This window comes from Bradyrhizobium sp. NAS80.1 (genome assembly GCF_001908205.1).
In the GTDB taxonomy this organism is placed as follows: domain Bacteria; phylum Pseudomonadota; class Alphaproteobacteria; order Rhizobiales; family Xanthobacteraceae; genus Bradyrhizobium.
In genome coordinates this window covers 12,865-34,790 of sequence record NZ_LGHL01000059.1, presented here as the reverse complement: position 1 = coordinate 34,790, position 21,926 = coordinate 12,865, and the positions used below count along the sequence as shown (strand labels likewise).

General features: G+C 65.0%; 18 protein-coding genes and 2 pseudogenes. 10 read left to right on the top strand and 10 right to left on the bottom strand.

What is annotated here, in order from left to right; translation table 11 throughout:
* Positions 1-9: 9 nt before the first annotated feature.
* Both AC629_RS15280 and AC629_RS15275 read right to left on the bottom strand, forming a co-directional pair.
* The gene (locus tag AC629_RS15280) at positions 10-1,821 is read right to left on the bottom strand and encodes an ABC-F family ATP-binding cassette domain-containing protein (RefSeq protein WP_084805532.1); all 1,812 of its coding nucleotides are present in this window, start codon (positions 1,819-1,821) and stop codon (positions 10-12) included.
* Positions 1,822-1,824: 3 nt separating this feature from the next.
* Positions 1,825-2,328, bottom strand: coding sequence for a YaiI/YqxD family protein (locus AC629_RS15275; protein WP_084805531.1), 504 nt, complete (start codon positions 2,326-2,328; stop codon positions 1,825-1,827).
* Positions 2,329-2,435: 107 nt separating this feature from the next.
* Between AC629_RS15275 and AC629_RS15270 the strand changes: the two genes are divergently transcribed.
* Positions 2,436-3,236, top strand: coding sequence for a hypothetical protein (locus AC629_RS15270; protein WP_084805530.1), 801 nt, complete (start codon positions 2,436-2,438; stop codon positions 3,234-3,236).
* A gap of 197 nt (positions 3,237-3,433) precedes the next feature.
* On the opposite strand, the gene AC629_RS15265 is transcribed toward AC629_RS15270, so the two are convergent.
* On the bottom strand, positions 3,434-5,803 hold the full coding sequence (locus tag AC629_RS15265; protein WP_084805549.1) for a xanthine dehydrogenase family protein molybdopterin-binding subunit: 2,370 nt from the start codon (positions 5,801-5,803) through the stop codon (positions 3,434-3,436).
* A 209-nt stretch (positions 5,804-6,012) separates the two neighbouring features.
* Here AC629_RS15265 and AC629_RS15260 point away from each other — a divergent pair, with 209 nt between their 5' ends.
* Together AC629_RS15260 and AC629_RS15255 are read left to right on the top strand one after the other, a co-directional pair.
* Positions 6,013-7,092 carry a Ppx/GppA phosphatase family protein gene (locus AC629_RS15260; protein ID WP_084805548.1) on the top strand — a complete coding sequence of 360 codons (1,080 nt, stop codon included), beginning with the start codon at positions 6,013-6,015 and terminating at the stop codon, positions 7,090-7,092.
* Between the two features lies 1 nt (position 7,093).
* Positions 7,094-7,780: an RlmE family RNA methyltransferase gene (locus AC629_RS15255; RefSeq protein WP_084805529.1), complete on the top strand. Its 687-nt coding sequence runs from the start codon at positions 7,094-7,096 to the stop codon at positions 7,778-7,780.
* 145 nt (positions 7,781-7,925) lie between these two features.
* Here AC629_RS15255 and AC629_RS15250 read toward each other — a convergent pair whose 3' ends face one another.
* Complete coding sequence (locus AC629_RS15250) at positions 7,926-9,416, bottom strand: MFS transporter (RefSeq protein ID WP_084805528.1); 1,491 nt, start codon at positions 9,414-9,416, stop codon at positions 7,926-7,928.
* Between the two features lie 479 nt (positions 9,417-9,895).
* Here AC629_RS15250 and guaB point away from each other — a divergent pair, with 479 nt between their 5' ends.
* From guaB to AC629_RS15235, 3 genes are all read left to right on the top strand, one after another.
* Entirely contained in the window at positions 9,896-11,389 is a 1,494-nt protein-coding gene (gene guaB / locus AC629_RS15245) for an IMP dehydrogenase (protein WP_084805527.1), read from the top strand.
* Positions 11,390-11,648: 259 nt separating this feature from the next.
* Positions 11,649-12,671: an NADPH-dependent curcumin/dihydrocurcumin reductase gene (curA, locus tag AC629_RS15240; RefSeq protein WP_084805526.1), complete on the top strand. Its 1,023-nt coding sequence runs from the start codon at positions 11,649-11,651 to the stop codon at positions 12,669-12,671.
* Positions 12,672-12,831: 160 nt separating this feature from the next.
* The gene (locus AC629_RS15235; protein ID WP_084805525.1) at positions 12,832-13,128 is read left to right on the top strand and encodes a hypothetical protein; all 297 of its coding nucleotides are present in this window, start codon (positions 12,832-12,834) and stop codon (positions 13,126-13,128) included.
* Between the two features lie 9 nt (positions 13,129-13,137).
* Here AC629_RS15235 and AC629_RS15230 read toward each other — a convergent pair whose 3' ends face one another.
* Complete coding sequence (locus tag AC629_RS15230) at positions 13,138-13,980, bottom strand: metallophosphoesterase family protein (RefSeq protein WP_084805524.1); 843 nt, start codon at positions 13,978-13,980, stop codon at positions 13,138-13,140.
* Between the two features lie 234 nt (positions 13,981-14,214).
* Between AC629_RS15230 and AC629_RS15225 the strand changes: the two are divergent.
* A pseudogene (locus AC629_RS15225) lies at positions 14,215-15,517 on the top strand (RsmB/NOP family class I SAM-dependent RNA methyltransferase).
* A gap of 221 nt (positions 15,518-15,738) precedes the next feature.
* Here the strand turns inward: AC629_RS15225 and AC629_RS15220 are convergent.
* The 3 genes from AC629_RS15220 to AC629_RS15205 all read right to left on the bottom strand — a co-directional run bounded on the left by AC629_RS15220 (position 15,739) and on the right by AC629_RS15205 (position 17,931).
* The gene (locus AC629_RS15220; protein WP_084805523.1) at positions 15,739-15,948 is read right to left on the bottom strand and encodes a cold-shock protein; all 210 of its coding nucleotides are present in this window, start codon (positions 15,946-15,948) and stop codon (positions 15,739-15,741) included.
* Positions 15,949-16,207: 259 nt separating this feature from the next.
* Positions 16,208-16,540, bottom strand: coding sequence for a DHCW motif cupin fold protein (locus tag AC629_RS15215; protein WP_084805522.1), 333 nt, complete (start codon positions 16,538-16,540; stop codon positions 16,208-16,210).
* Positions 16,541-16,680: 140 nt separating this feature from the next.
* Positions 16,681-17,931: an MFS transporter gene (locus tag AC629_RS15205; RefSeq protein ID WP_084805520.1), complete on the bottom strand. Its 1,251-nt coding sequence runs from the start codon at positions 17,929-17,931 to the stop codon at positions 16,681-16,683.
* A 94-nt stretch (positions 17,932-18,025) separates the two neighbouring features.
* Between AC629_RS15205 and AC629_RS15200 the strand changes: the two genes are divergently transcribed.
* A complete protein-coding gene (locus AC629_RS15200; RefSeq protein ID WP_084805519.1) occupies positions 18,026-18,478 on the top strand; it encodes a winged helix-turn-helix transcriptional regulator in 453 nt (150 codons plus the stop codon).
* A 23-nt stretch (positions 18,479-18,501) separates the two neighbouring features.
* Here the strand turns inward: AC629_RS15200 and AC629_RS48695 are convergent.
* Positions 18,502-18,582, bottom strand: a pseudogene (locus tag AC629_RS48695) (DUF4440 domain-containing protein); the annotation flags it as partial.
* 112 nt (positions 18,583-18,694) lie between these two features.
* Here AC629_RS48695 and guaA point away from each other — a divergent pair.
* Positions 18,695-20,293, top strand: a complete 1,599-nt coding sequence (gene guaA / locus AC629_RS15190; RefSeq protein WP_084805547.1) for a glutamine-hydrolyzing GMP synthase — start codon at positions 18,695-18,697, stop codon at positions 20,291-20,293.
* Between the two features lie 128 nt (positions 20,294-20,421).
* Positions 20,422-21,159, top strand: a complete 738-nt coding sequence (locus AC629_RS15185) for an SGNH/GDSL hydrolase family protein (protein ID WP_084805518.1) — start codon at positions 20,422-20,424, stop codon at positions 21,157-21,159.
* Positions 21,160-21,249: 90 nt separating this feature from the next.
* Here AC629_RS15185 and AC629_RS15180 read toward each other — a convergent pair whose 3' ends face one another.
* A complete protein-coding gene (locus AC629_RS15180) occupies positions 21,250-21,813 on the bottom strand; it encodes a TetR/AcrR family transcriptional regulator (protein ID WP_084805517.1) in 564 nt (187 codons plus the stop codon).
* Positions 21,814-21,926 lie beyond the last annotated feature (113 nt).

Sequence of the window (21,926 nt, the reverse complement as noted above, 5' to 3'; positions counted from 1 at the left end):
TCCTACGATTTAAGCCTGTTCAATCTCTTCGCGGAGCATTTCCAGTTCGAGCCAGCGTTCCTCGGCTGCGGACAGTTCGTCATGCGCCTTGGCGATGGCGGCCGAGGTGTCGTCAAATTTCTTGCGATCCTTGGCGTAGAGGTTGGGATCGTCGAGCACGCGCTGCAGTTTTGCGATGTCCGCGTGCAACGTTTCCATCTTCTTCGGCAAGGTTTCCAGCGCATGCTTCTCGTTGAAGCTCAGTCGCCGTTTTGGCGCGGCGGCGGGAGCGGTTAGACGCTCCTCCTTCTTCTCGGCGGGGGCCTGCGCCTTCGCCGTCTCGCGCTTGAGGTCCGCACCGCGCTGCGCCAGCATGTCGCTGTAGCCGCCGGCATATTCGATCCACTTGCCATTGCCTTCCGGCGCGATCACCGAGGTGACGACGCGGTCGAGGAAATCGCGGTCGTGACTGATCAGGATCACCGTGCCCTCGTAATCGCCGAGCATCTCCTCGAGCACGTCGAGGGTCTCGAGATCGAGATCGTTGGTCGGCTCGTCCAGCACCAGAAGGTTCGACGGCTTCGCCAGCGCGCGCGCCAGCATCAGGCGGCCGCGCTCGCCGCCGGAGAGCACCTCGAGCGGCGTGCCGCGCTGCTCCTGCGCGAACAGGAAGTCCTTCATGTAGCCGACGACGTGCTTCGGCTTGCCGCCGACCATGACATGATCGCCGCGGCCGCCGGTCAGCGCCTCCGCAAGCGTCGATTTGGGATCGAGGCTTTCGCGGTGCTGGTCGAGTGTCGCCATCTCCAGATTGGCGCCGAGCCGCACCGTGCCGGAGTCCGGCTCCGCGCCGCCGGTGAGCAGATTGACCAGCGTGGTCTTGCCGGCGCCGTTCGGCCCGATGACGCCGAGCCGGTCGCCGCGCTGGATGCGGGTGGAGAAGTTCTCGATGATCTTGCGCTCGCCATAGGCCTTGGTGACGTTCTTCGCCTCGATCACCAGCTTGCCGGATTGCTCGGCCTCGGCGGCGGCGAGCGTGGCGCTGCCAGCCGTGCCGCGATAGTTGCGACGCTGGTCGCGCAGCGCATGCAGGTTGGCGAGCCGCTTGACGTTGCGCTTGCGCCGGCCGGAGACGCCGTGGCGCAGCCAGTGTTCCTCGTCGACAATCTTGCGGTCGAGCTTGTGCTGGTCGCGCTCTTCCTCGGCCAGCACCTCGTCGCGCCAGGTCTCGAATGATGCAAAGCCGCGATCGATTTGCTTGATCTTGCCGCGGTCGAGCCACGCGGTCGAACGAGAGAGATTGGTGAGGAAGCGGCGATCGTGGCTGATCAGCACCAGCGCGCTGCGGCGGCTGTCGAGCTCCTTTTCCAGCCATTCGATGGTGGAGAGATCCAGATGGTTGGTCGGCTCGTCGAGCAGCAGGATGTCAGGCGAGGGCGCCAGCACACACGCCAGCGCCGCGCGGCGCGCTTCACCGCCGGAGAGTTTTTGCGGGTTCTCGTCGCCTGTGAGCCCGAGCTGCTCCAGCAGATAGCGCGCCTGATGATGGTCGTCGCCGGGCGCAAGGCCTGCCTCGACATAGGCGAGTGTGGTCTTGTGGTCGCCGAAATCCGGCTCCTGCTGCAAATAGCGAACGGTAGCGCCCGGCTGCACGAAGCGCGTGCCGGCATCGGGCTCGACGATGCCCGCTGCGATCTTCAGCAGCGTCGACTTGCCCGAGCCGTTGCGGCCGATCAGGCAGACGCGTTCGCCCGGTGCGACATTGAGCTCGACGCCGCTCAGGAGCGGCGTACCGCCAAAGGTCAGCTTGATGTCTTTCAGTTGGATCAGCGGCGGCGCCATGAATCAGCCTTGGCTCGAATTCTGGCTCATTGCGGCCTGTTCAGTGCGGCGGCGCTGGATCCGGCGCAGCGTCTGGTCGAGCGCCGAGAGGAAGGCGGAGCGGTCGCGTGGCGCGAAGGACCTTGGTCCACCCGTGACTTCGCCCGCCGAGCGCAAATCCGTCATCAAATTGCGGACCGCCAGCGTCATCCCGATCGATTCTTCCGTGAACAGCTTTCCGTTCGGTGCGATCACGTCCGCACCGGTCTTCACGCAGCGGCTGGCGAGCGGAATGTCTGATGTCACGACTACGTCGCCGGGCCGAGCGCGCTCCGCGATCCAGTCGTCGGCGGCGTCCATGTCCGCGCCTGCGGCGATGCGCTCGATCAGCGGATCCTGCGGCACGCGGATGAAATTGCCGGCGACCACGCTCACGGGCACGCCGTGCCGGATCGCGACGCGGTAGATCTCGTCCTTCACCGGACAGGCGTCGGCGTCGACATAGATGCGGGTGGGGGTGTCAGTCATTCGCCGCGTGGTACCCCATTCGGGCCGCAAAGGCGAGGGGATTGACCCCAGTTCCTCAGGGCCTACCATCGGGGGCGAAATAGCAAGAACAAAGGGAAGATGACCTCATGCCGAACCGGCTCGAAACCTACCGCGTCGAGGCCTACAACACCGCAAAACAATCCGAAAACAAGATGCATGACAACACGGTGGCGCGCCGCTTCGGTTTCTCCGGCGGGCTGGTCCCGGGCGTCGATGTCTTCGCCTACATGATGCATGTGCCGGTGGCGCGCTGGGGCCGCGATTTCCTGTCGCGCGGGCTGATCGAGGCCCGTTTCATCAAGCCGGTCTATGACGGCGAGACCTCCGATGTCGAGGCGACCGAGCACGACGGGCTTCTCACGATCGAGGTGTTCAGCCGCACCGAGCTCTGCGCAACGGGAACGGCCTCGCTGCCGGCCGTCGCGCCTGCGGTTTCGCTAGGCGACTACGTCGAGGTCGCTGCGGTCGCCGAGCGCAAGCCCGTGAGTCCCGCGACATTCGAGACCGGCAAAAGGCTGGGCACGACGCCCCGACGCTGGGCCGGACAGGAGGCGACCGATTATCTCGCCGATATCAGGGAGGCCGATCCGATCTTCGCGCGCGAAGGGCTCGGTCATCCCGGCCTGATCCAGCGCGTCATGAACCGCGTGCTGGTGGACAATACGATCCTGGGGCCGTGGATCCACGTCGGCAGCCGCATGCAGCTGCTGTCAGCCGCACGCGCCGGCGACGAGATCACCGCGCGGGCGCGGGTCACCGCGAACTACGAGAAGAAGGGCCACCGCTTCGTCGAGCTCGACGCGCTCGTCGTCGCCAACGGCACGACGCCACTGGCGCATTGCCAGCACACGGCGATCTATCAGCCGCGCGAGCAGGCGGCGGCGTAAGGCGCGGGTCGGAGGCAGTCGGGTAGTACGCACTTGCCCCAAAAGACGGTGTCATGCCCCGCGAAGGCGGGGCATCCAGTACGCCGCAGCTTCTCGGCTCTTGCCGCGCCGTCTCTGGAATACTGGATCGCCCGCCTTCGCGGGCGATGACAGCGGTGGGTGTGGACGCGGCGCGCGACTCTCCGAGAGCGTAGGCCTTACGCCGCCCCCTTTGCGTCCTGGATCGCCCGCCACACCCGCTCCGGGGTCAGGGGCATGTCGATGTGCTTGATGCCGTAATCGGACAGTGCATCGAGCACCGCGTTCACGACCGTTGACAGGCTGCCGGCACAGCCGGCTTCGCCGCAACCCTTGCTGCCGAGCGGATTGGTCGTGGCCGGCACCGGGTGATCGCCGACCGTCATGAACGGGACGTCCTCGGCGCGCGGCAGGGCGTAGTCCATCAGTGAGCCCGTGATCGGCTGGCCGCTCTCGTCGTAGCGGATCTGCTCCATCAGCGCTTGTCCAATGCCCTGGACGACGCCGCCATGGAGTTGGCCCGCGACCAGCATCGGGTTGATCACCGTGCCGAAATCGTTCACCGCGCTGTAGCGCACGATCTGCACCACGCCGGTGTCGGGATCGATCTCGACCTCGGCGACGTGGCAGCCGTTCGGAAAGGCCGACGGCACCGGCTCGCTGGTGTGGTCGACGTCAAGGCTGTCGGGCACGCCGTCCGGAACCTTGCCGTCGTGCAGGCGCTTGGCCAGCTCCATGATGTCGATGCTGCGGTCGGTACCGGCAATCGTAAAACTGCCGTCGGCGAATTCGATGTCGGCCTCGGACGCTTCCAGCATGTGCGCGGCGGCGCGCTTGCCCTTCTCGATGACGAGTTTTGACGCCTGCACGATCGCCATGCCGCTCGCCGTGATCGAGCGCGAACCGCCCGTGCCGCTGCCAGTGTGGACGATGTCGCTGTCGCCCTGCACCAGTTTCACGTTCTCGAAGGGCACGCCGAGCTGCGCGCACAGGACCTGTGCGAACGGCGTGGCGTGGCCCTGGCCGTAGTCGTGCGTGCCGGTGATGAGCTGCACGCTGCCGTCGGGATCGAACACGATCTTGCCGAGCTCGACGCTCGGCGGTGCGGTGACTTCGAGATAGGAGCCGACAGCGATGCCGCGCAGCTTGCCGGCCTTCTTGCTCTCCTTCTTGCGCTTGACGAAATTCTCGTGGTCGGAGATTTCAAGCGCCTTGTTGAACACCGCCTGGAAGTCGCCGCTGTCATAGGTGACGCCGGAGGAGGCCGGGAAGGGCATCTGGTTCGGCTTGATGAAATTGCGCTTGCGCAAGGTCAGCCGGTTGATCCCCATCTCGTCGGCGGCGCGGTCGATCAGCCGCTCCATGTAGTAGTTCGCCTCGGGCCGGCCGGCGCCGCGATAGGCGCCCATCAGCGTGGTGTTGGTCAACACCGTCTTGATGTCGACCGCCATCAGCGGCGTGCGATAGACGCTGGAGAAGTTCTTGCCGGTGTTGAGCGAGAGCGGCCCCGGCGCGACGCCGGTGATGTAGGCGCCGAGATTGCCGTAGCCGGAAAGCTTCGCCGCGAGGAAATGTCCCTCTGCGTCGAGCGCCAACTCGGCATGGATCTTCTGCGCGCGGCCGTGGCTGTCGGAAAGGAAGCTGGTCGAGCGCTCGTCCAGCCATTTCACCGGACGTCCCAGCGCCTTGGCCGCATACAGGATGCACATGTACTCGGGATAGTTGACGTTCTTCATGCCGAAGGAGCCGCCGACATTGGCGGTGAGGATGCGCACCTTCTCGTTCGGCACTTTCAGGTTCTTGGCGAGGTTGGCGCGGTTGCCGGCGACGCCCTGCGTCGGCATCTGGATGGTGTAGCGCTCGGTTGTCTTGTCGTAGGAGGCAAGCCCCACGCGCGGCTCCATCGAGACCACGGCGACGCGGGTGTTCTCGATATCGACCTTGGTCACGTGGGCGGCGCTGGCAAAAGCCGCGTTCACCTTCTCCATGTCGCCATAGTGGTAGTCGAGCGCGACGTTGTTCGGGATGTGGTCGTAGAGAAGGGGCGCGCCGGGCTTGGCGGCTTCCTCGGGGTCCGTCACCGACGGCAGCGGGTCGATGTCGAGCTCGACGGCTTCGGCCGCATCGCGCGCCTGCGCCAGGGTCTCGGCCACCACGAAGGCGACGGGATCGCCGACAAAGCGGACCTTGTCGGTCGCAAGCGGCTGGCGGTTGGTCTGGAGCAGGGGCGAGCCGTCGCGGCTCTTCAGCGGCAGACCGCACGTGAACGGACCATAGCCGGCGGCATCGAGGTCCGTCCCGGTCCACACCCCCAGCAGGCCCGGCATCGCCTTGGCGGCCTCGGTGCGGATGCCGCGGATGACGCCATGGGCATGGGTCGATCGGACGATCACGGCGTAGGCCTGGCCGGGCAGGTTGAAATCGTCGGTGTAGCGGCCCTTGCCGCGCACCAGCGTGTCGTCCTCCTTGCGGCGGACCGGTTGCCCGACGCCGTATTTTTGCAGTGCGATAGCGATTTCGAGCGACGACGATTTTGTGTGTTCTTGCATGGAAATGACCTGAAAAGCCGGCATTTGCGCATTTTCGCGGCAGCGGAGGACCGGACCCCGTTCAGATAACCCACCACCCCGTTCACGACAACGCACGAATGGGCATGGTCCCATGTGATGCGTTGTTGCGCAGGCCCGCCGCGCTGCTAATGTTTCAGGCGAAAAAGCAATTCCTGATCGGCCCGACCGGCCGCGGAAAGACAATTTGTATGAATGACCACACGCGGCTCCGCGACGGCCATGCGCCGCACGGTGAGCTGAATGGGTCGATGGCGGCGGTGGCGTTGGCCTCCGAACCGGCCGTCGGCGCGCAAGCGCCGGGAACCGGCGTCTATGCGGCGCTCGACCTCGGCACCAACAATTGCAGGCTCCTGATCGCCTGTCCGACCAGCGATGGCTTTCGCGTGGTCGATTCCTTCTCGCGCATCATCCGGCTCGGCGAGGGCGTCTCGGCAACCGGGTGCATCAGCGAGGGCGCGATCGAACGTGCCATCGCGGCGCTCAGCATCTGCCGCGACAAGATCAATTTGCGCAAGGCCAAGCGGTTGCGGTTGATCGCGACCGAAGCCTGCCGCGCGGCCTCGAACGCGGAAGGTTTCCGCAGCCGCGTCGCGGCCGAGACCGGCATCGAGCTCGAGGTCATCGACCGCGAGACCGAGGCTGCGCTCGCTGTGCTCGGCTGTTCGCCGCTGGTCGACCCGAGGGGGCGCGGTGCGATCCTGTTCGACATCGGCGGCGGCTCGACCGAGCTGGTGCGGATCGAACGCGATCCGACAGGGCAAGATCCGGAGCCGCGCATCAAAGCCTGGATGTCGATCCCGTACGGCGTGGTCACGCTCGCCGAGCAGTTCGGCGGCCGCGACGTGACGACGGACATCTACGCGGCGATGGAGCGCGAGGTCGCCAGCCACGTCGCGCCGTTCGCCGAACAGCACGGCCGCGATCTCACGGACATGCATCTGCTTGGCACCTCCGGCACGGTGACGACGCTCGCCGGCATCCATCTCAATCTCTTGCGCTACGATCGCCGCCGCATCGACAGCATCTGGATGAACGATGCCGACATCACCGCGACCATCAACAGGCTGCTCGGCATGAGCTACGCGGAGCGCGCCGGCAACAATTGCATCAGCGTCGAGCGTGCCGATCTCGTGCTGGCCGGCTGCGCCATCCTCGATGCGATCCGCCGTGCCTTTCCGCTGCCGCGCCTGCGCGTCGCCGACCGGGGCCTGCGCGAAGGCATGCTGGTCGAGATGATGCGCGAAGACGGCGCGCTCAGGAGCTGGTGAGATGGGCAAGGACACCACCGGCCGCTTGCACGTCCAGGTCAAGACCGGCGGCAAGCGCAAATTGTCGTCAAAGCTCTGGCTGGAGCGCCAGCTCAACGATCCCTATGTCGCGAAAGCCAAGGCTGCGGGCTATCGCTCGCGCGCGGCGTTCAAGCTTCTGGAGATCGACGACAAGTTCCGGCTGCTGAAACCAGGCATGGCCGTGGTCGACCTCGGCGCGGCACCCGGCGGCTGGAGCCAGATCGCCGCCAAGCGCGTCGGCTCCGCGGAAGGCAAGGGCAAGGTCGTCGCGATCGACCTGTTGGAAATGCCTGAGATTCCCGGCGTCGATTTCGCGCAGCTCGATTTCATGGACAACGACGCACCGGACAAGCTCACAGCGATGCTGGGCGGCGGCGCCGACATCGTGATGTCCGACATGGCCGCCAACACCACCGGCCATCGCAAGACCGACCAGCTCCGCATCGTCGGCTTGGTCGAAACCGCGGCCGCGTTTGCGTGCGATGTGCTCAAGCCCGGCGGCACGTTCCTTGCAAAAACGTTCCAGAGCGGCGCCGACGCCGAGCTGCTCGCCCAGCTCAAGCGCGATTTTGCAACGGTGCGTCACGTCAAGCCCGCCGCGAGCCGGCAGGATTCCTCCGAGCGCTACGTCCTGGCGACGGGGTTTCGGGGCGGGGCGAAAGCGTAGCCACGATTTCCGTCATTCCGGGGCGCCTCGAAGAGGCGAGCCCGGAATCCATTTCTCCCAGCGTTCCTGCGGCACAATGGATTCTCGGATGCGCAATTGCGCGTCATAGCTCGATGCTGCGCATCGCCCTGGAATGACGGAAGGTTCACCCCAGCCGCTGATCCCGAACGTCCTGTGTATCCTCCGTCGCCGTCTTGACGGCGGCGGTCGCCGCGCTCTTCGCAGCACCCTTGCGGCTCGCGATTTCAGTTGCCTTCCGGCCGGATATTTCGTGGCCGGCATCGGCCGGCATCTGCCAGAAGAACCAGCTCGATGCCGCCGAGGTCAGCGCGACCACGACGAAGGCGGGAGCAAACACGGTGGCGTTGAGTTCGCTGACATGGCTGAGCCACATGGTCGTCTCGACCGAGGCGGCGCCGACGGCGACGCCGGCCGAGACCGCCAGCTGCTGGTTGACGCTGACGAGCGTGGTGGCGCGGCTCATCTGTGCGGTCTCGACGTCGGCGTATGCCACCGTGTTGATCGCGGTGAACTCGAGCGAACGGAAGAAGCCGCCGACCACCAGGATGACCATGATGATGAGCAGCGGCGTCGACACCGTAAACAGCGCACAGACGCCGAGGAAGAAGGCGCTGATGATCGCGTTCACCGTCATCAGGTTGCGGAAGCCGAAGGCGCGGATGATGCGCGCCGCCAGCGTCTTCATGCCCATGGCGCCGAGCGAGGAGGCGAAGGTCACGAGGCCCGAATGGAACGGCGTCAGCCCGAAGCCGATCTGCATCAGGAGCGGGAGCAGGAAAGGCAGCGCGCCGATGCCGAGCCGGAACATGAAACCGCCGAAAATGGCCGCGCGCAGCGTCGGCAGGTTCAGCAGCGAAAAGTCGAGCACCGGCGATCCCGTCCGCCGGGCGTGAATGACATAGAGCGTCATCGAGATCGCCCCGCCGACGACGAGCGCCGCGACCGTGCTCCATGGCAGGAGGTTGAGCCCGGCGACTGAAAGCCCGAACGCGATGCCGGAGAGCCCGATGCCGGCGAGCACCATGCCATAGAGGTCGAACGGCTCCTGCGTCTCGCTCTTGATGGGATCGATGAAGCGCAGCGCCATGAAGATGCCGAGCAGCCCGATCGGGATGTTGATCAGGAAGATCCAGTGCCACGACGCATAGGTCGTGATGAAGCCGCCGAGTGGCGGCCCGATCACGGGGCCAATGAGGGCAGGGATCGTCACCCAGGCCATCGCATTGACCAGCGCGCTCTTGTCGACCGAGCGCAAGAGCACGAGACGCCCGACCGGCGTCATCATCGCCCCGCCCATGCCCTGGAGGATGCGCGCGAACACGAAGTGGGTCACCGAGGTCGAAAGCGCGCAGCCGACCGAGCCGACCATGAACACGCCGACCGCGATCGCGAACACCATGCGGGCGCCGAAGCGGTCCGCGGTCCAGCCGCTCGCCGGGATAAACACCGCGAGCGAGAGCAGGTAGGAGGTGATCGCGAGCTTCAGCGTCAGCGGGCTCGTGCCGATGTCGGCCGCGATCGCCGGGAGCGAGGTGGCGATCACCGTCGAGTCCATGTTTTCCATGAAAAGCGCGGTGGCGACGATCAGCGGAATGATGCGTTGCTTGTCGACCATGACAGATTGGTAATGGAAATCAGAAGCGAGGGTGAATTGCGGCTTATCATCGCCGCCGGACCGGGACCATTGCGGATCAATGCATAGCACCTAAATCCTGCGTAACAACGGTGTGACCCCCAAGGTGATCCCGGAGGCGGTTGCGCTCGCTGCTGGAGACCCGCGATGATTTATCTGCTTGCCGCGCTGCCGCGAGGCGTGAGGGGGCAGGGCCTCTGGCTCCCGGTCATTCCGGGCTCGCGACTTCGTCGCGCCCCGGAATGACGGTGCGCATGGGCTATCCACGCTGAATTTACGTAAAAAGTGCCTGTGCATGGCTGGCCAGCGGTCCGAATTGCTTTGATTCGTCATCCGGCCGTGCTATCGACCCGCGTCAACCCCACCGATGGGCTCCGATTCTCCGGCGATGCCGCAAGGTACGCCGAGGGCGGCGCTCATCCATAGCTATTTGCGGCACGGCCGCAGGAAGGAGTTGGCATATGGCCACGGTGCAACTTCAAGGCATCCGCGAAGCCTTTACGTTCGACGACGTGCTGTTGAAGCCGGGCCTGTCGGACGTCATGCCGGGCGAAGTCGACATCCGCTCCCGCGTCACGCGCGCCATTCCGCTCAACATCCCGATCATGGCGTCCGCCATGGACACGGTCACCGAGGCGCGCATGGCGATCGCCATGGCGCAGGCCGGCGGCCTCGGCGTCATCCACCGCAATTTCGATCCCGAAGGGCAGGCCGCCCAGGTGCGGCAGGTCAAGCGGTACGAGTCGGGCATGGTGGTGAACCCGCTCACCATTAGCCCCGAGGCCACGCTCGACGACGCGCTCAAACTGATGAGCGATCACGGCATCTCCGGCATTCCCGTCGTCACCGGCGCGGGCAAGTCCACGCCGGGCAAGCTGGTCGGCATCCTCACCAACCGCGACGTGCGCTTTGCGACCGACCGTCAGCAGAAAATCTCCGAGCTGATGACGCACGAGAACCTCGTCACGGTGCGCGAGAATGTCAGCCAGGATGAAGCCAGGCGGATGCTGCACAAGCACCGCATCGAGAAGCTGCTGGTCGTCGATGACCAGTATCGCTGTGTCGGCCTGATCACCGTGAAGGACATGGAGAAGGCGGTCGCCCATCCGCTCGCCTGCAAGGACGCGCAGGGCCGCCTACGCGTTGCCGCCGCGACCACCGTCGGCGACACCGGCTTCGAGCGCACCGAGCGCCTGATCGATGCCGGTGTCGACCTCGTCGTGGTCGACACCGCGCACGGCCACTCCCGTCACGTGCTGCATGCGGTGAACCGCATCAAGCGTCTCTCCAACTCCGTGCAGGTCGTTGCCGGCAACGTTGCGACCTCCGATGGCGCGCAGGCGTTGATCGATGCAGGGGCGGACTGCATCAAGGTCGGCATCGGTCCGGGCTCTATCTGCACCACACGCATTGTCGCCGGCGTTGGCGTGCCGCAGCTCACCGCGATCATGGATGCGGTGGAAGCCGCGAAGAAGTCGGACATCCCCGTCATCGCTGACGGCGGCATAAAGTTCTCCGGCGACCTCGCGAAGGCGCTCGCCGCCGGCGCCGACATCGCCATGGTCGGCTCGCTGCTCGCGGGCACCGACGAGACGCCCGGCGAAGTGTTTTTGTGGCAGGGCCGTTCCTACAAGGCCTATCGCGGCATGGGCTCGGTCGGCGCGATGGCGCGTGGCTCGGCCGACCGCTACTTCCAGCAGGACATCAAGGACTCGCTCAAGCTCGTGCCCGAGGGCATCGAGGGCCAGGTGCCCTACAAAGGCCCGGTCGGCAACGTCATGCACCAGCTCGCCGGCGGCTTGCGCGCCGCGATGGGTTATGTCGGCGCAAAGGACATGAAGGACCTGCACGACAAGGCCCAGTTCGTCCGCATCACCGGCGCCGGCTTGCGCGAAAGCCACGTCCACGACGTCACCATCACGCGCGAAGCGCCGAACTATCCGGGCGGGGGTTAGTCTCGCTCCGCTCTCATGCCCCGGACGCAGCGCAGCGCTTCTTCAGCGGTGCGCTGCAGAGCCGGGGCCCATCTTTGCGCTTGGTCGCGTGTGGCCATCTGGGTCCGGCTCTGCGCAGCAGCGCAAGAGCGCTCCAGCGCGTCCGGGACACGAGAGGGGGCGCATGTCGTTGCCGCTAACCGCTCCGTCGCTTTTGTATTGACGCGCTTCGCTCCCTCCGCTTCGGTTCGCGGCGAAAGACAATCCGGAGGAAGCCATCATGTCCCAAGGCAAACGCATCGTTCTCGCCGCACGCCCTGTCGGCGAGCCCAAGTCGTCCGATTTCCGCATTGAGGAATTCGCAGTCCCGACGCCTGGCGCGGGTGAAGTCCTGCTGCGCACGATCTGGCTCTCGCTCGATCCCTATATGCGCGGGCGCATGAGTGAGGGTCCGTCCTACGCCGCACCGGTACCGATCGGTGGCGTGATGGAAGGCGAGGCGGTCAGTGAGGTCGCAGCCTCCAACAATCCGGACTTCGCCAAGGGCGACATCGTGCGCATCCGGTCAGGCTGGCAGACGCACGCCATCTCCAACGGCAAGGGACTGATCAAGGTCGATCCGAAGCTCGGGCCGATCTCGACGTCGATCGGTGTGCTCGGCATGCCCGGCATGACCGCCTATACGGGCCTGCTCGATATCGGCAAGCCGCAGGCATGCGAGACCGTCGTCGTCGCCGGTGCCTCTGGTGCCGTCGGCTCGGCCGTGGGCCAGATCGCGAAGATCAAGGGTGCACGCGCGGTCGGCATCGCCGGCGGCAAGGACAAGTGCGACTACGTGGTGAAAGAGCTCGGCTTCGACGATTGTCTCGATCATCGCGAAACCGATCTCGCCGCCAAGCTGAAGTTCGCCTGCCCGAAAGGCATCGACGTCTATTTCGAGAATGTCGGCGGCGCCGTGTTCGAGGCGGTCTTCCCGCTGCTCAATCCGTTCGCGCGCGTCCCGGTCTGCGGCCTGATCGCCCACTACAACGACACCGAGGCCAAGCCGCCGAAATGGGCGGCGTCCATGATGCGCGCGACGCTGACCAAGCGGCTGACCTTCCGCGGCTTCATCGTCTCCGACTTCGCCTCCCGCCATGGCGACTTCCTGCGCGACATGTCGGGCTGGGTCCGCGACGGCAAGGTCAAGTACAAGGAGTTCGTCACCGAGGGTCTGGAGAGCGCGCCCAGCGCCTTCATGGGGCTCCTGAAGGGCGCCAATTTCGGCAAGCAGCTGGTGCGGGTGGGGCCGGACAAGGCCTAGAGCTAAGTATTCGTTGCACCGGCGCCACAGTCCCGGCGCTGATGGTTAAGAAAGCGTCACCGATCGGCCACACCCGCCCGTAAAACCCGCAGGTGTGACCGTCGGTTCATTGACGTCCGGGCGAAGGCATTGAATCATCGCGCATATTTTAGGTGTTGCGATGTTAGAGATTGGTATTTTCTGCGTAATCCTTCTGGCCGCCGGATATTGGGCGGCGATGTACGTCATGGGGCGCCACGACGTGATCCATGGCAAGTTCGTGCACAGCGAGGACGAAGGCGCGTTCGCACCATCAGTGATGCCGACGCCTCCGCCGCCATTTCCGAAACGTCCATTCAAAGCCGCCCAGACCGACAGTGTCCCGCCTGCCAATGACGCGGTGGCCACGCCGGTAAACAGCGAAGCGCTGCAGTCCTTGCTCGCCGCGATCCAGCAGGATCTGAAGAGCGTCGCGTAAAGACCGTCGCTAATGCTCGCCGCCCATCTGGGCGAAGAGCTCCTCGATATCGACATCGACCTGGCCCGCTGCGCGGATGTGGCGAACCTCAAAGCTGTCGGGCCGGAAGCGATATTCGACGAGGCCGACTTCCTTGATCCCGATCCGGTCCTGGCGTGCGTCGTTGATCTTGAAGCCGGCCGACGGCGCCCAGACGTGCCTTGTGTGACGATAGGTGAAATCGCGCCGTTGATGAACGTGCCCGCTGGCGATGAGGCGCAGATCGACTGACGCAAGCATCTCGATCAGCCGTGCCCGTGCCGGCTGCGGCACGTAGCGGATCGAGGTTTCCGCCGTCTCGGGGTCGTCGGGCAGGTTGAGAAACACCGGCTTGTGCAGGAACAGCGCGACCGGCCTGCCGTTCGTGCGCGATATCTCCTGGGACAGCCAGTCGAACTGCTCGGCCTCGAAGGCGAGCCCTGAATTCATCACCGGCGAGTTGAGGCCGATGAAGCGCCAGCCCGCGGCCTCGAACGACCAATGGTCATCGCCGATGATATCGCAGAATTGCTGGCGGTGCGTTTCCGCAACCGGCGGCTTGGGCGCCGGCCCGATCACTGTCGGATTGTCGCCGATGTCGTGATTGCCCGGCAGGTAGCGGCAGGCGACGGGCAGGGCGTCATGCAGGCGCCTGGCGAATGCGACGTCGTCGCGGCTGGTCGGCCCGTCGAACGAGACGTCGCCGGTGTTGACGACGAGATCGGGCCTGCCAGCGTCGATATGCTCGCTGATGCGGTGGAAATTCGCGATCAGTCCGGGGAAGCGCTGGCCAAGATGGGTGTCGGAGATCTGCGTCAGGCGAAATTCGGACATGGGCTGATCATAGCCCGGCCAGGCGTCGGAACAATGACACCACAACACGCGGTAGCGAATCGTGTCGATCTCGCCTTGCGCCCCGAAAGGCGCGGAAAATCGCTTTAACTATCGGCAGTTGGTCGCCCCCCTTTGGAACGCCGGTTGAGCGGGCTGATTGTCAGCGGCAACGGTGACGGCTAATGGACGCCTGCTGTGGGCGCTTGCTCGCCAATCCTGATCTGAAAGATTCAAATGACCCCCGCTGCCCGGCTGTCCGCAGCCATCGAACTGATCGACACCATCGAGAGGGACCGCGTGCCTGCGGCCAAGGCGCTGAAGGAATGGGGCACCGCGCATCGCTTCGCCGGCTCGGGCGACCGCGCCGCCATTGCCGGCCTCGTCTGGGACGTGCTGCGCCGCTATGCCTCGAGTGCCTTCTTGATGGACGCCGATACCGCGCGGGCGCGGCTGATCGGCATGCTGCGCCTCGAGCGCGACATGGACACGGCGACCATGTCCGCATTGTTCGACGGCAGCCGCTTTGCGCCCGAGCCGCTGACGGGGGTCGAGCAGGCCGCGCTCGCCTCGCGCTCGCTGAAGGACGCCCCCCGCAGCCGTCGCCGGCGACTACCCCGAATGGCTTGATCCATATCTGGCAAAAGTGTTCGGCGAGGACCGTGCCGCGGAGGCCGCCGCGATGGCGAGCCGGGCCCCGTTGGACCTGCGCGTCAACACGCTAAAATCCAATCGCGACAAGGTGCTGCGCGCGCTTGCTCATCTTCACGCGAAACCGACGCCGTGGTCGGCAACGGGCCTGCGCATCGAGCTTTCGGCCGATGCGCGCAATCCCGGCATCCAGGCCGAAGAGGATTTCATCAAGGGCGCGATTGAAGTGCAGGATGAGGGATCGCAGCTCGCGGCCAGCTTCACTGCGGCCAAACCCGGCGAGCAGGTGATCGATCTCTGCGCCGGGGCCGGCGGCAAGACGCTGGCGCTCGCCGCGCTAATGCAGGGCAAGGGCCGGCTGATCGCGACCGACCGCGACAAGCGCCAGCTTGCGCCCATCCACGAGCGGCTGTCGCGCGCCGGCGTCCACAATGCCGATGTCCGCACGCCCAAGGGCGAGGCGGATCCGCTTGCCGACATCCGCGCCTCAGCCGACCTCGTCGTGATCGACGCGCCCTGCACGGGAACCGGAACCTGGCGCCGCAACCCCGACGCCAAGTGGCGTATGCGGCCGGGCGCGCTGGAGATCCGGCTGCGCGACCAGGCCGAGGTGCTGGAGCGCGCCGTGCCGCTGGTGAAGCCAGGTGGCCGCATCGCCTACATCACCTGCTCGGTGCTGGCGGAGGAGAACGGCGAGCAGGTGAGGGCGTTCGTGGAGCGCCATCCTGAGTTTACGGTGCAGCCGCCCGAGCAGACCGCGAGCGTGCTCTGGGACAAGGCGGAGGCCTTCGCTGAGGCCGCGCTGCAATCGCCGGAGGGCTGGCTGATGACGCCGCGGCGGACGGGGACGGATGGGTTCTTCGTCTCGGTGCTGAAGAAGACGGGCTGATCTCGCGCGGCCGTCATTCCGGGGCTCGCGAAGCGAGAGCCCGGAATCCATGGAGCCGCAGCGACCGCCGCGCGATGGATTCCGGGTTCGCCCTGCGGGCGCCCCGGAATGACAACTACAGGCGCCCAAAACGAAAGCCCCGCGCACCGAATCCCGGTCGCGGGGCCTGTATTGGTTGCGCTCTGCCGGTACGTCCGTGGTCAGAGCGCAGTGCGCCGGTATTAGCCGACGCGGAGATTGTCAGCCGAGGACTTGCCGCTGCGACGATCGGCGACGACGTCGAACGAGACCTTCTGGCCCTCGTTGAGGGTCGAGAGGCCGGCGCGCTCGACCGCGCTGATGTGCACGAACACGTCCTTGTTGCCGTCATCCGGCTGGATGAAACCATAACCCTTTTGGGTGTTGAACCACTTCACGGTGCCCATAGCCATGGGAATTTCCTTTGTTAGAGAAGGTACGCACGCAGACCGGTACGCACCATTGCGCCCTTGATCCTGATCAGTCGATGGTTGGGGAAATCATCTGAAGCGTGCGCGCCCGTCTGCAACGAAGCGAAGCGGCCCAGTCGTTCGGCCAATATCGATGATCACAATCTAGCGAGTTATTAGGGCTTCTTCAAGGCACCACCCGTTGATCGGGATTCCGCCAAAAGTTTCTATTTTGCGGTGCAAATTAACCGTCCCGCGCGCCTCAATCGACGATGAACAGCGTCGCGCCCGTCACTGTCGAGGACCGGTGCGCGGCATCGCCGAAATCCGAGACCTGGTAGCTCATCCCCGGCATCAGCTTGAATGTCCGCCCGTCGCGCAGCTCGGTGTCGAGCTCGCCCTTGAGCACGTAGAGCACGTGGCCGCGATCGCACCAGTGGTCGGCGAGATAGCCCGGCGAATACTCGACCATCCGCACCCGGAGATCGCCGATGTTCAGCGTCCGCCACAGCGCATGGCCGGTCTCGCCGGGATGCACGGTCGCCTCCACCTTGCTCCAGTCGGTGACGGTGAAGGGGGAGGTCGGGAGTTTCATGGTGAGAATCCTGCTTCACTGCGTCTTTGCGTGGGCGGTTAAAGCGTTTTCGAGCGAAGTGGATAGCGGTTCGCGTAAAGAAAACGCGTCAAAACAAGAATCTAGGGCCCCGTTCCGATCCCATCGGAACGGAAATGGCTCTAGGGCGTCAGCGCGCAGCCGGCCGGCTCCCGCATCCTACTCGCGGTGACGACCCATGCCAGCAGCGCGGCGGCGCTGATTCCGGCGCCCAGCATGCAGACGCCGGTCCAGCCGGCCACGGCATACACCATGGTCGACGCGATTCCGCCAACCGCGCTGCCGATCGAGTAGAACACCATGTAGCCCCCGACCAGCCGGCTTGCCGCGTCGGGACGCGCTGCGACGATCAGGCTCTGGCTGGTCACATGCACCGCCTGGAGCCCGAGATCCAGCATGATCACGCCGGCAACGACGAACCAGAGCGAGATGTGCAGGCAGGCTATCGCGGCCCAGGCGGCAAGCATCAGCATCAGCGACAGTCCGGTCGTGCGTTTGGCCCATCCGAGATCGGCGAGGCGCCCGGCATTGCGCGCACCGAGGGCTCCGGCGAACCCGGCGACCCCGAGCAGTCCAATCGTCGTGTGCGACAGCGCGAAAGGCGGCGCCGAAAGCGGCAGCACGATCGACGTCCAGAACACGTTGAGATCGGCGAAGATCAGGAACGCAAACAGCGCGCGCTCGCGCAGGATCGGTTCCTCGACGAACAGCGCCGCCGTCGAGCGCAACAGCGACAGATACGAGGAGGCGGCCATTGTGGCTTGCGGTCTGCGGGGCAGGACACACAGCAGCAACACGGCCATGGCGAGCATGAGGCCGGCCGAGACCAGGTAGACCGTGCGCCAGCCGCCGACATCGGCCAGCGCGCCCGAGGCGAAGCGCGCGAGCAGGATTCCCCCGACAACGCCGCTCGTGACGGTCCCGATGGCGCGGCCGCGGCCGTCCGGTGTCGCGAGCGTCGCGGCAAAGGCGACGAGGACCTGGACGACGACGGCGAGCACGCCGACCAGAGTCAGTCCCGTGAGCAGGACTGCGGCGTGCGATGCGGTGCCGACGATCACGAGGCCGATGGCTGACAGCGCGATCTGCCCGGCGATCAGGCGGCGGCGATCCCAGAGGTCGCCGAGCGGCACGATCAATATCAGGCCGAACGCGTAGCCGATCTGCGTGAAGGTCACGACCATGCCGATCGCGGCGGGAGCGATGCCGAGGTCGTGGGCCATTGCGTCGAGCAGCGGCTGCGCGAAGTAGATGTTGGCGACGCTCAGGCCGCAGGTCAGCGCGAGCAGCAGCGCCATTGCGGGGGAAAGCCCGCGCCCCGCCGTTCCGGCAATAGTCTTTGGGCTCTCTTTGGCGAGGTCGTCGCTCGTCATCCGTAGTCTCCGGCAGTTTCTGCTTGGTCCTATAATAGGACCAGTTGCGCGCGGCGCTGTCTAGTCTTATTTTAGAACCAATTTGGAGAGGAACATGAAGCGGACCGGTTTTTCCGAGGCTGACTGCCCCGTGGCGCGCGCGCTGGACGCAATCGGGGACTGGTGGTCGCTCCTGATCGTGCGCGACGCCTTCGACGGGCTGCGCCGGTTCGGCGATTTCCAGAAGAACCTTGGCATCGCCAAGGGGATGCTCAGCACGCGCCTGCACAAGCTGGTGGAGCTCGACGTGCTCGAGCTGGTCCCGGCCTCCGATGGGAGCGCGTATCAGGAATACGCGCTGACGAAGCGGGGACGCGACCTGTTTCCCGTCATCGTCGGTTTGCGCCAATGGGGCGAGGCGCATCTCTTCGCCCGGGGCGAGGCGCATTCCGACCTGGTGGACCGGGCGGGCCAGCCGGTCGGGCAGCTCGTGCTGCCGTCGCGGACTGGCCAGCCGCTGACATGGTCCGATACGAAGGTCCGGAAGATCGGTGCGCGCAGGCGCTGATGGAGCTAGCCGGATGGGTGACGTCAGTGCGGCAGATGGTTCGCCGATCCCTGCACGATCAGCCCCGCCGCATTCAGGCGCAGATACTCGCAGATGCGCTTGCCCGAATTAGGTCAATGATACTGATCTATATCCATTTGTCCATGCCCGAAGAAGAATGTGGGCCCGCGCACACACGCGGTTGCGGGGAGGGGCGCCGTCGCGTATCTGCTTGCCATGACAGCAGCACAGAACGACCGCTCCGCGTCGACGCCCTCCGTGGCCTCGGCGCACGACAAGATTCTCATCGTCGACTTCGGCAGCCAGGTGACGCAGCTCATTGCACGTCGCGTGCGCGAGGACGGCGTCTATTGCGAGATCGTCCCGTTCAACAAGGCCGAAGAGGCCTTCAAGGAGATGAAGCCGAAGGCGGTGATCCTCTCGGGCGGACCGGCCTCGGTGCTCGACGACAACGCCCCGGCCGCTCCCATGTCGCTCCTCACCGCCGGCATCCCGGTGCTCGGCATCTGCTACGGCGAGCAGACCATGGCGCAGCAGCTCGGCGGCACCGTCGAGGCCGGCCACCACCGCGAGTTCGGCCGCGCCACCATCGAGGTCACTGACGACTGCGCGCTGTTCGAGGGCGTCTGGCAGAAGGGCGGCCGCTACGACGTCTGGATGAGCCACGGCGACCGCGTCACCAAGCTGCCTGAAGGCTTCCGCGGCGTCGCCAAGGCTCAGGGCTCGCCGATCTCCGTCATCGCCGACGACAAGCGCAAATTCTACGCGATGCAGTTCCACCCCGAAGTGGTGCACACGGTGGACGGCGCAAAACTCCTCCGTAACTTCGTGCGCAAGATCGCCGGCCTCTCGGGCGATTGGACCATGCGCGCCTTCCGCGAGGAGGAGATCCAGAAGATCCGCCAGCAGGTCGGCGAGGGCAAGGTGATCTGCGGCCTCTCCGGCGGCGTCGATTCGGCCGTTGCGGCCGTGCTGATCCACGAAGCGATCGGCGACCAGCTCACCTGCGTCTTCGTCGATCATGGCCTGCTCCGCCTCGATGAAGCAAAGACCGTGGTCGACATGTTCCGCCACCACTACAACATCCCGCTCGTGCACGTGGATGCCTCCAAGCAATTCCTCGGCGAGCTCGAAGGCGTCACCGATCCCGAAGTGAAGCGCAAGACCATCGGCCGCCTCTTCATCGAGGTGTTCGAGCAGGAGGCCAAGAAGATCGGCGGCGCCGACTTCCTCGCGCAAGGCACGCTCTACCCCGACGTGATCGAGAGCGTCTCCTTCACCGGCGGCCCCTCGGTGACGATCAAGTCGCACCACAATGTCGGCGGACTCCCTGAGCGGATGAACATGAAGCTCGTCGAGCCCCTGCGCGAGCTGTTCAAGGACGAGGTTCGCAAGCTAGGTCGCGAGCTCGGCCTGCCCGAAATCTTCGTCGGCCGCCACCCGTTCCCGGGCCCGGGCCTCGCCATCCGCTGCCCCGGCGACATCACCAGGGACAAGCTCGACATCCTGCGCCAGGCCGATGCCGTCTACATCGACCAGATCCGCAAGCACGGCCTCTACGACGACATCTGGCAGGCTTTTGCGGTGCTGCTCCCCGTCAAGACCGTCGGCGTCATGGGCGACGGCCGCACCTACGACTACGTCGTGGGCCTCCGCGCCGTCACCTCAACCGACGGCATGACCGCGGACTTCTACCAGTTCGACATGAAGTTCTTGGGCGAGACCGCCACGCGCATCATCAACGAGGTGAAGGGCGTCAATAGGGTGGTGTACGACGTGACGAGCAAGCCGCCTGGCACGATTGAGTGGGAGTGAGGAGTAGTAGAAGAGGATGGGCCTGGGATAGCGGGGGATAGGGATCGCCAGCAGCGGTCAGTTGATAGTATTCGATTGACTACCTCGATTTCTTCAATCGCATTTGAGTGCTGAATTGCGATGTCACTATGATGAATTCTGCGCCAAAAATCATAGCGTGTCTCGGATCGAGCAGCACGGCGGGCAAGGGGCAAGCATTTGATTGGATCGCCGAGCTTCGCCGCCGACCGCGCAATGGCCAATTTAAGTTTCGGAATTTCGGAGTCGGTGGTGACCTGGCTTATAACGCGCTGCAGCGGCTGCCGGACGTGCTCGCTTGTCGCCCTAGCAAGGTCGTCGTGTGGGTTGGGGGCAATGACGTTCTCGCGCTTGTGTCAAGCAAGGCACGGCGCTTCTTCGTATTCTCGAAGCGTCTCCCATGCAATCCGTCGCCGAGCTGGTTCCGGGAGAACCTCGCCGAAATAGCCCGCACACTGAAGAGCGAGACCGAGGCGGACATAGGGTTTTGCTCGCTTTGTCCGATTGGAGAGGCCTTGGACTCGGCTGATCCGTTTCAAAGCGAGCTCAATCGGCGGGTCGAAGAATATTCTGCAATCGTGGCGGCTGTCGCGGACGCGGAAGGCTGCAGCTGCATTTCGCTCTACGAAGCGATCAGCGAAGCAATTCGCGCTTCGCCCGGTCGGGCCTTCATAGCCTTCAAATTTCTGCCATTCTACCGCGATGCGTTTCGCGTAGTGGTGCTACGACAGTCTCCGGACGAAGTCGCGCGCAGAAACGGGTGGCTATTTCACACCGACGGTGTGCACTTGAACAGCCGCGCAGGACGGATCGTGGCGGATCGCATACAGGAGTTCATCGAGGCCTGATCGGCAAAGCGGTCTCCGATTTGCGCCAGCTTAGGGTGATATTTGCTGTCTGGGAGGCTGACGGTATTTTCTCAGGCGGTCTAGGACCATCTATGCTGGCAGAAGACCCGCGGCGCGATAGTTGTCGATCGTCGAGTCGTATAGCGAAATATCGGAGCGGCTTCTGGCGATGAGCTGCGCGCCGGCGACGGCGGCGAAGATGGCGCGGGCCCGCTGTTCGCTCTTTCTCGAACTGACCAGGCCCGCAGCCACCAACAGCTTGCTCAGCCACGCCACGTTGACGTCGGCAAATGTCTGGACCTCCTTCTTTACTGCGCCCGGCAGGTCCTCGACTTCAGCGGACATGAAGCTACAGAGGCACATGCGATTGTCGCTCTCGAGCGCTTTGCGAAACACATCGGGATATCGACGCAGACAGCGGACAGGATCCGCCGTTTCTGCCAGCATCGCCTCGAGTTGGGCGGCGGTGTCCTCCCAGTAGCGCCGTGCGACGGCCACGCCGAGATCGGCCTTGCTTGGGAAATGGTGGTAGATGCTGGCGGCCTTGATGCCGACTTCGTCCGCGAGATCGCGGAAATTCAGGCCGCCATAGCCGTGCGCCTGCGCGGTCCGCTTTGCTGCCGCCAAGATGGCCTCCCGAGCGCTTGAACTCACTTTGTCGCCTCACTGCTTCGTTATCTACCAAGTGACAGGTAGGGCTTGACCAGCCGGATTGGAAGTCTTCATATCGGGCCTACCAAGTGACAGGTAGACAAAACAGGAGTCGT

Excerpts from the sequence above, each read along its gene's own strand:
- AC629_RS15280 (WP_084805532.1), bottom strand. The coding sequence starts at position 1,821 with ATGGCGCCGCCGCTGATCCAACTGAAAGACATCAAGCTGACCTTTGGC.
- AC629_RS15275 (WP_084805531.1), bottom strand. The coding sequence starts at position 2,328 with ATGACTGACACCCCCACCCGCATCTATGTCGACGCCGACGCCTGTCCG.
- AC629_RS15270 (WP_084805530.1), top strand. The coding sequence starts at position 2,436 with ATGCCGAACCGGCTCGAAACCTACCGCGTCGAGGCCTACAACACCGCA.
- AC629_RS15265 (WP_084805549.1), bottom strand. The coding sequence starts at position 5,803 with ATGCAAGAACACACAAAATCGTCGTCGCTCGAAATCGCTATCGCACTG.
- AC629_RS15260 (WP_084805548.1), top strand. The coding sequence starts at position 6,013 with ATGAATGACCACACGCGGCTCCGCGACGGCCATGCGCCGCACGGTGAG.
- AC629_RS15255 (WP_084805529.1), top strand. The coding sequence starts at position 7,094 with ATGGGCAAGGACACCACCGGCCGCTTGCACGTCCAGGTCAAGACCGGC.
- AC629_RS15250 (WP_084805528.1), bottom strand. The coding sequence starts at position 9,416 with ATGGTCGACAAGCAACGCATCATTCCGCTGATCGTCGCCACCGCGCTT.
- guaB (WP_084805527.1), top strand. The coding sequence starts at position 9,896 with ATGGCCACGGTGCAACTTCAAGGCATCCGCGAAGCCTTTACGTTCGAC.
- curA (WP_084805526.1), top strand. The coding sequence starts at position 11,649 with ATGTCCCAAGGCAAACGCATCGTTCTCGCCGCACGCCCTGTCGGCGAG.
- AC629_RS15235 (WP_084805525.1), top strand. The coding sequence starts at position 12,832 with ATGTTAGAGATTGGTATTTTCTGCGTAATCCTTCTGGCCGCCGGATAT.
- AC629_RS15230 (WP_084805524.1), bottom strand. The coding sequence starts at position 13,980 with ATGTCCGAATTTCGCCTGACGCAGATCTCCGACACCCATCTTGGCCAG.
- AC629_RS15220 (WP_084805523.1), bottom strand. The coding sequence starts at position 15,948 with ATGGCTATGGGCACCGTGAAGTGGTTCAACACCCAAAAGGGTTATGGT.
- AC629_RS15215 (WP_084805522.1), bottom strand. The coding sequence starts at position 16,540 with ATGAAACTCCCGACCTCCCCCTTCACCGTCACCGACTGGAGCAAGGTG.
- AC629_RS15205 (WP_084805520.1), bottom strand. The coding sequence starts at position 17,931 with ATGACGAGCGACGACCTCGCCAAAGAGAGCCCAAAGACTATTGCCGGA.
- AC629_RS15200 (WP_084805519.1), top strand. The coding sequence starts at position 18,026 with ATGAAGCGGACCGGTTTTTCCGAGGCTGACTGCCCCGTGGCGCGCGCG.
- guaA (WP_084805547.1), top strand. The coding sequence starts at position 18,695 with ATGACAGCAGCACAGAACGACCGCTCCGCGTCGACGCCCTCCGTGGCC.
- AC629_RS15185 (WP_084805518.1), top strand. The coding sequence starts at position 20,422 with ATGATGAATTCTGCGCCAAAAATCATAGCGTGTCTCGGATCGAGCAGC.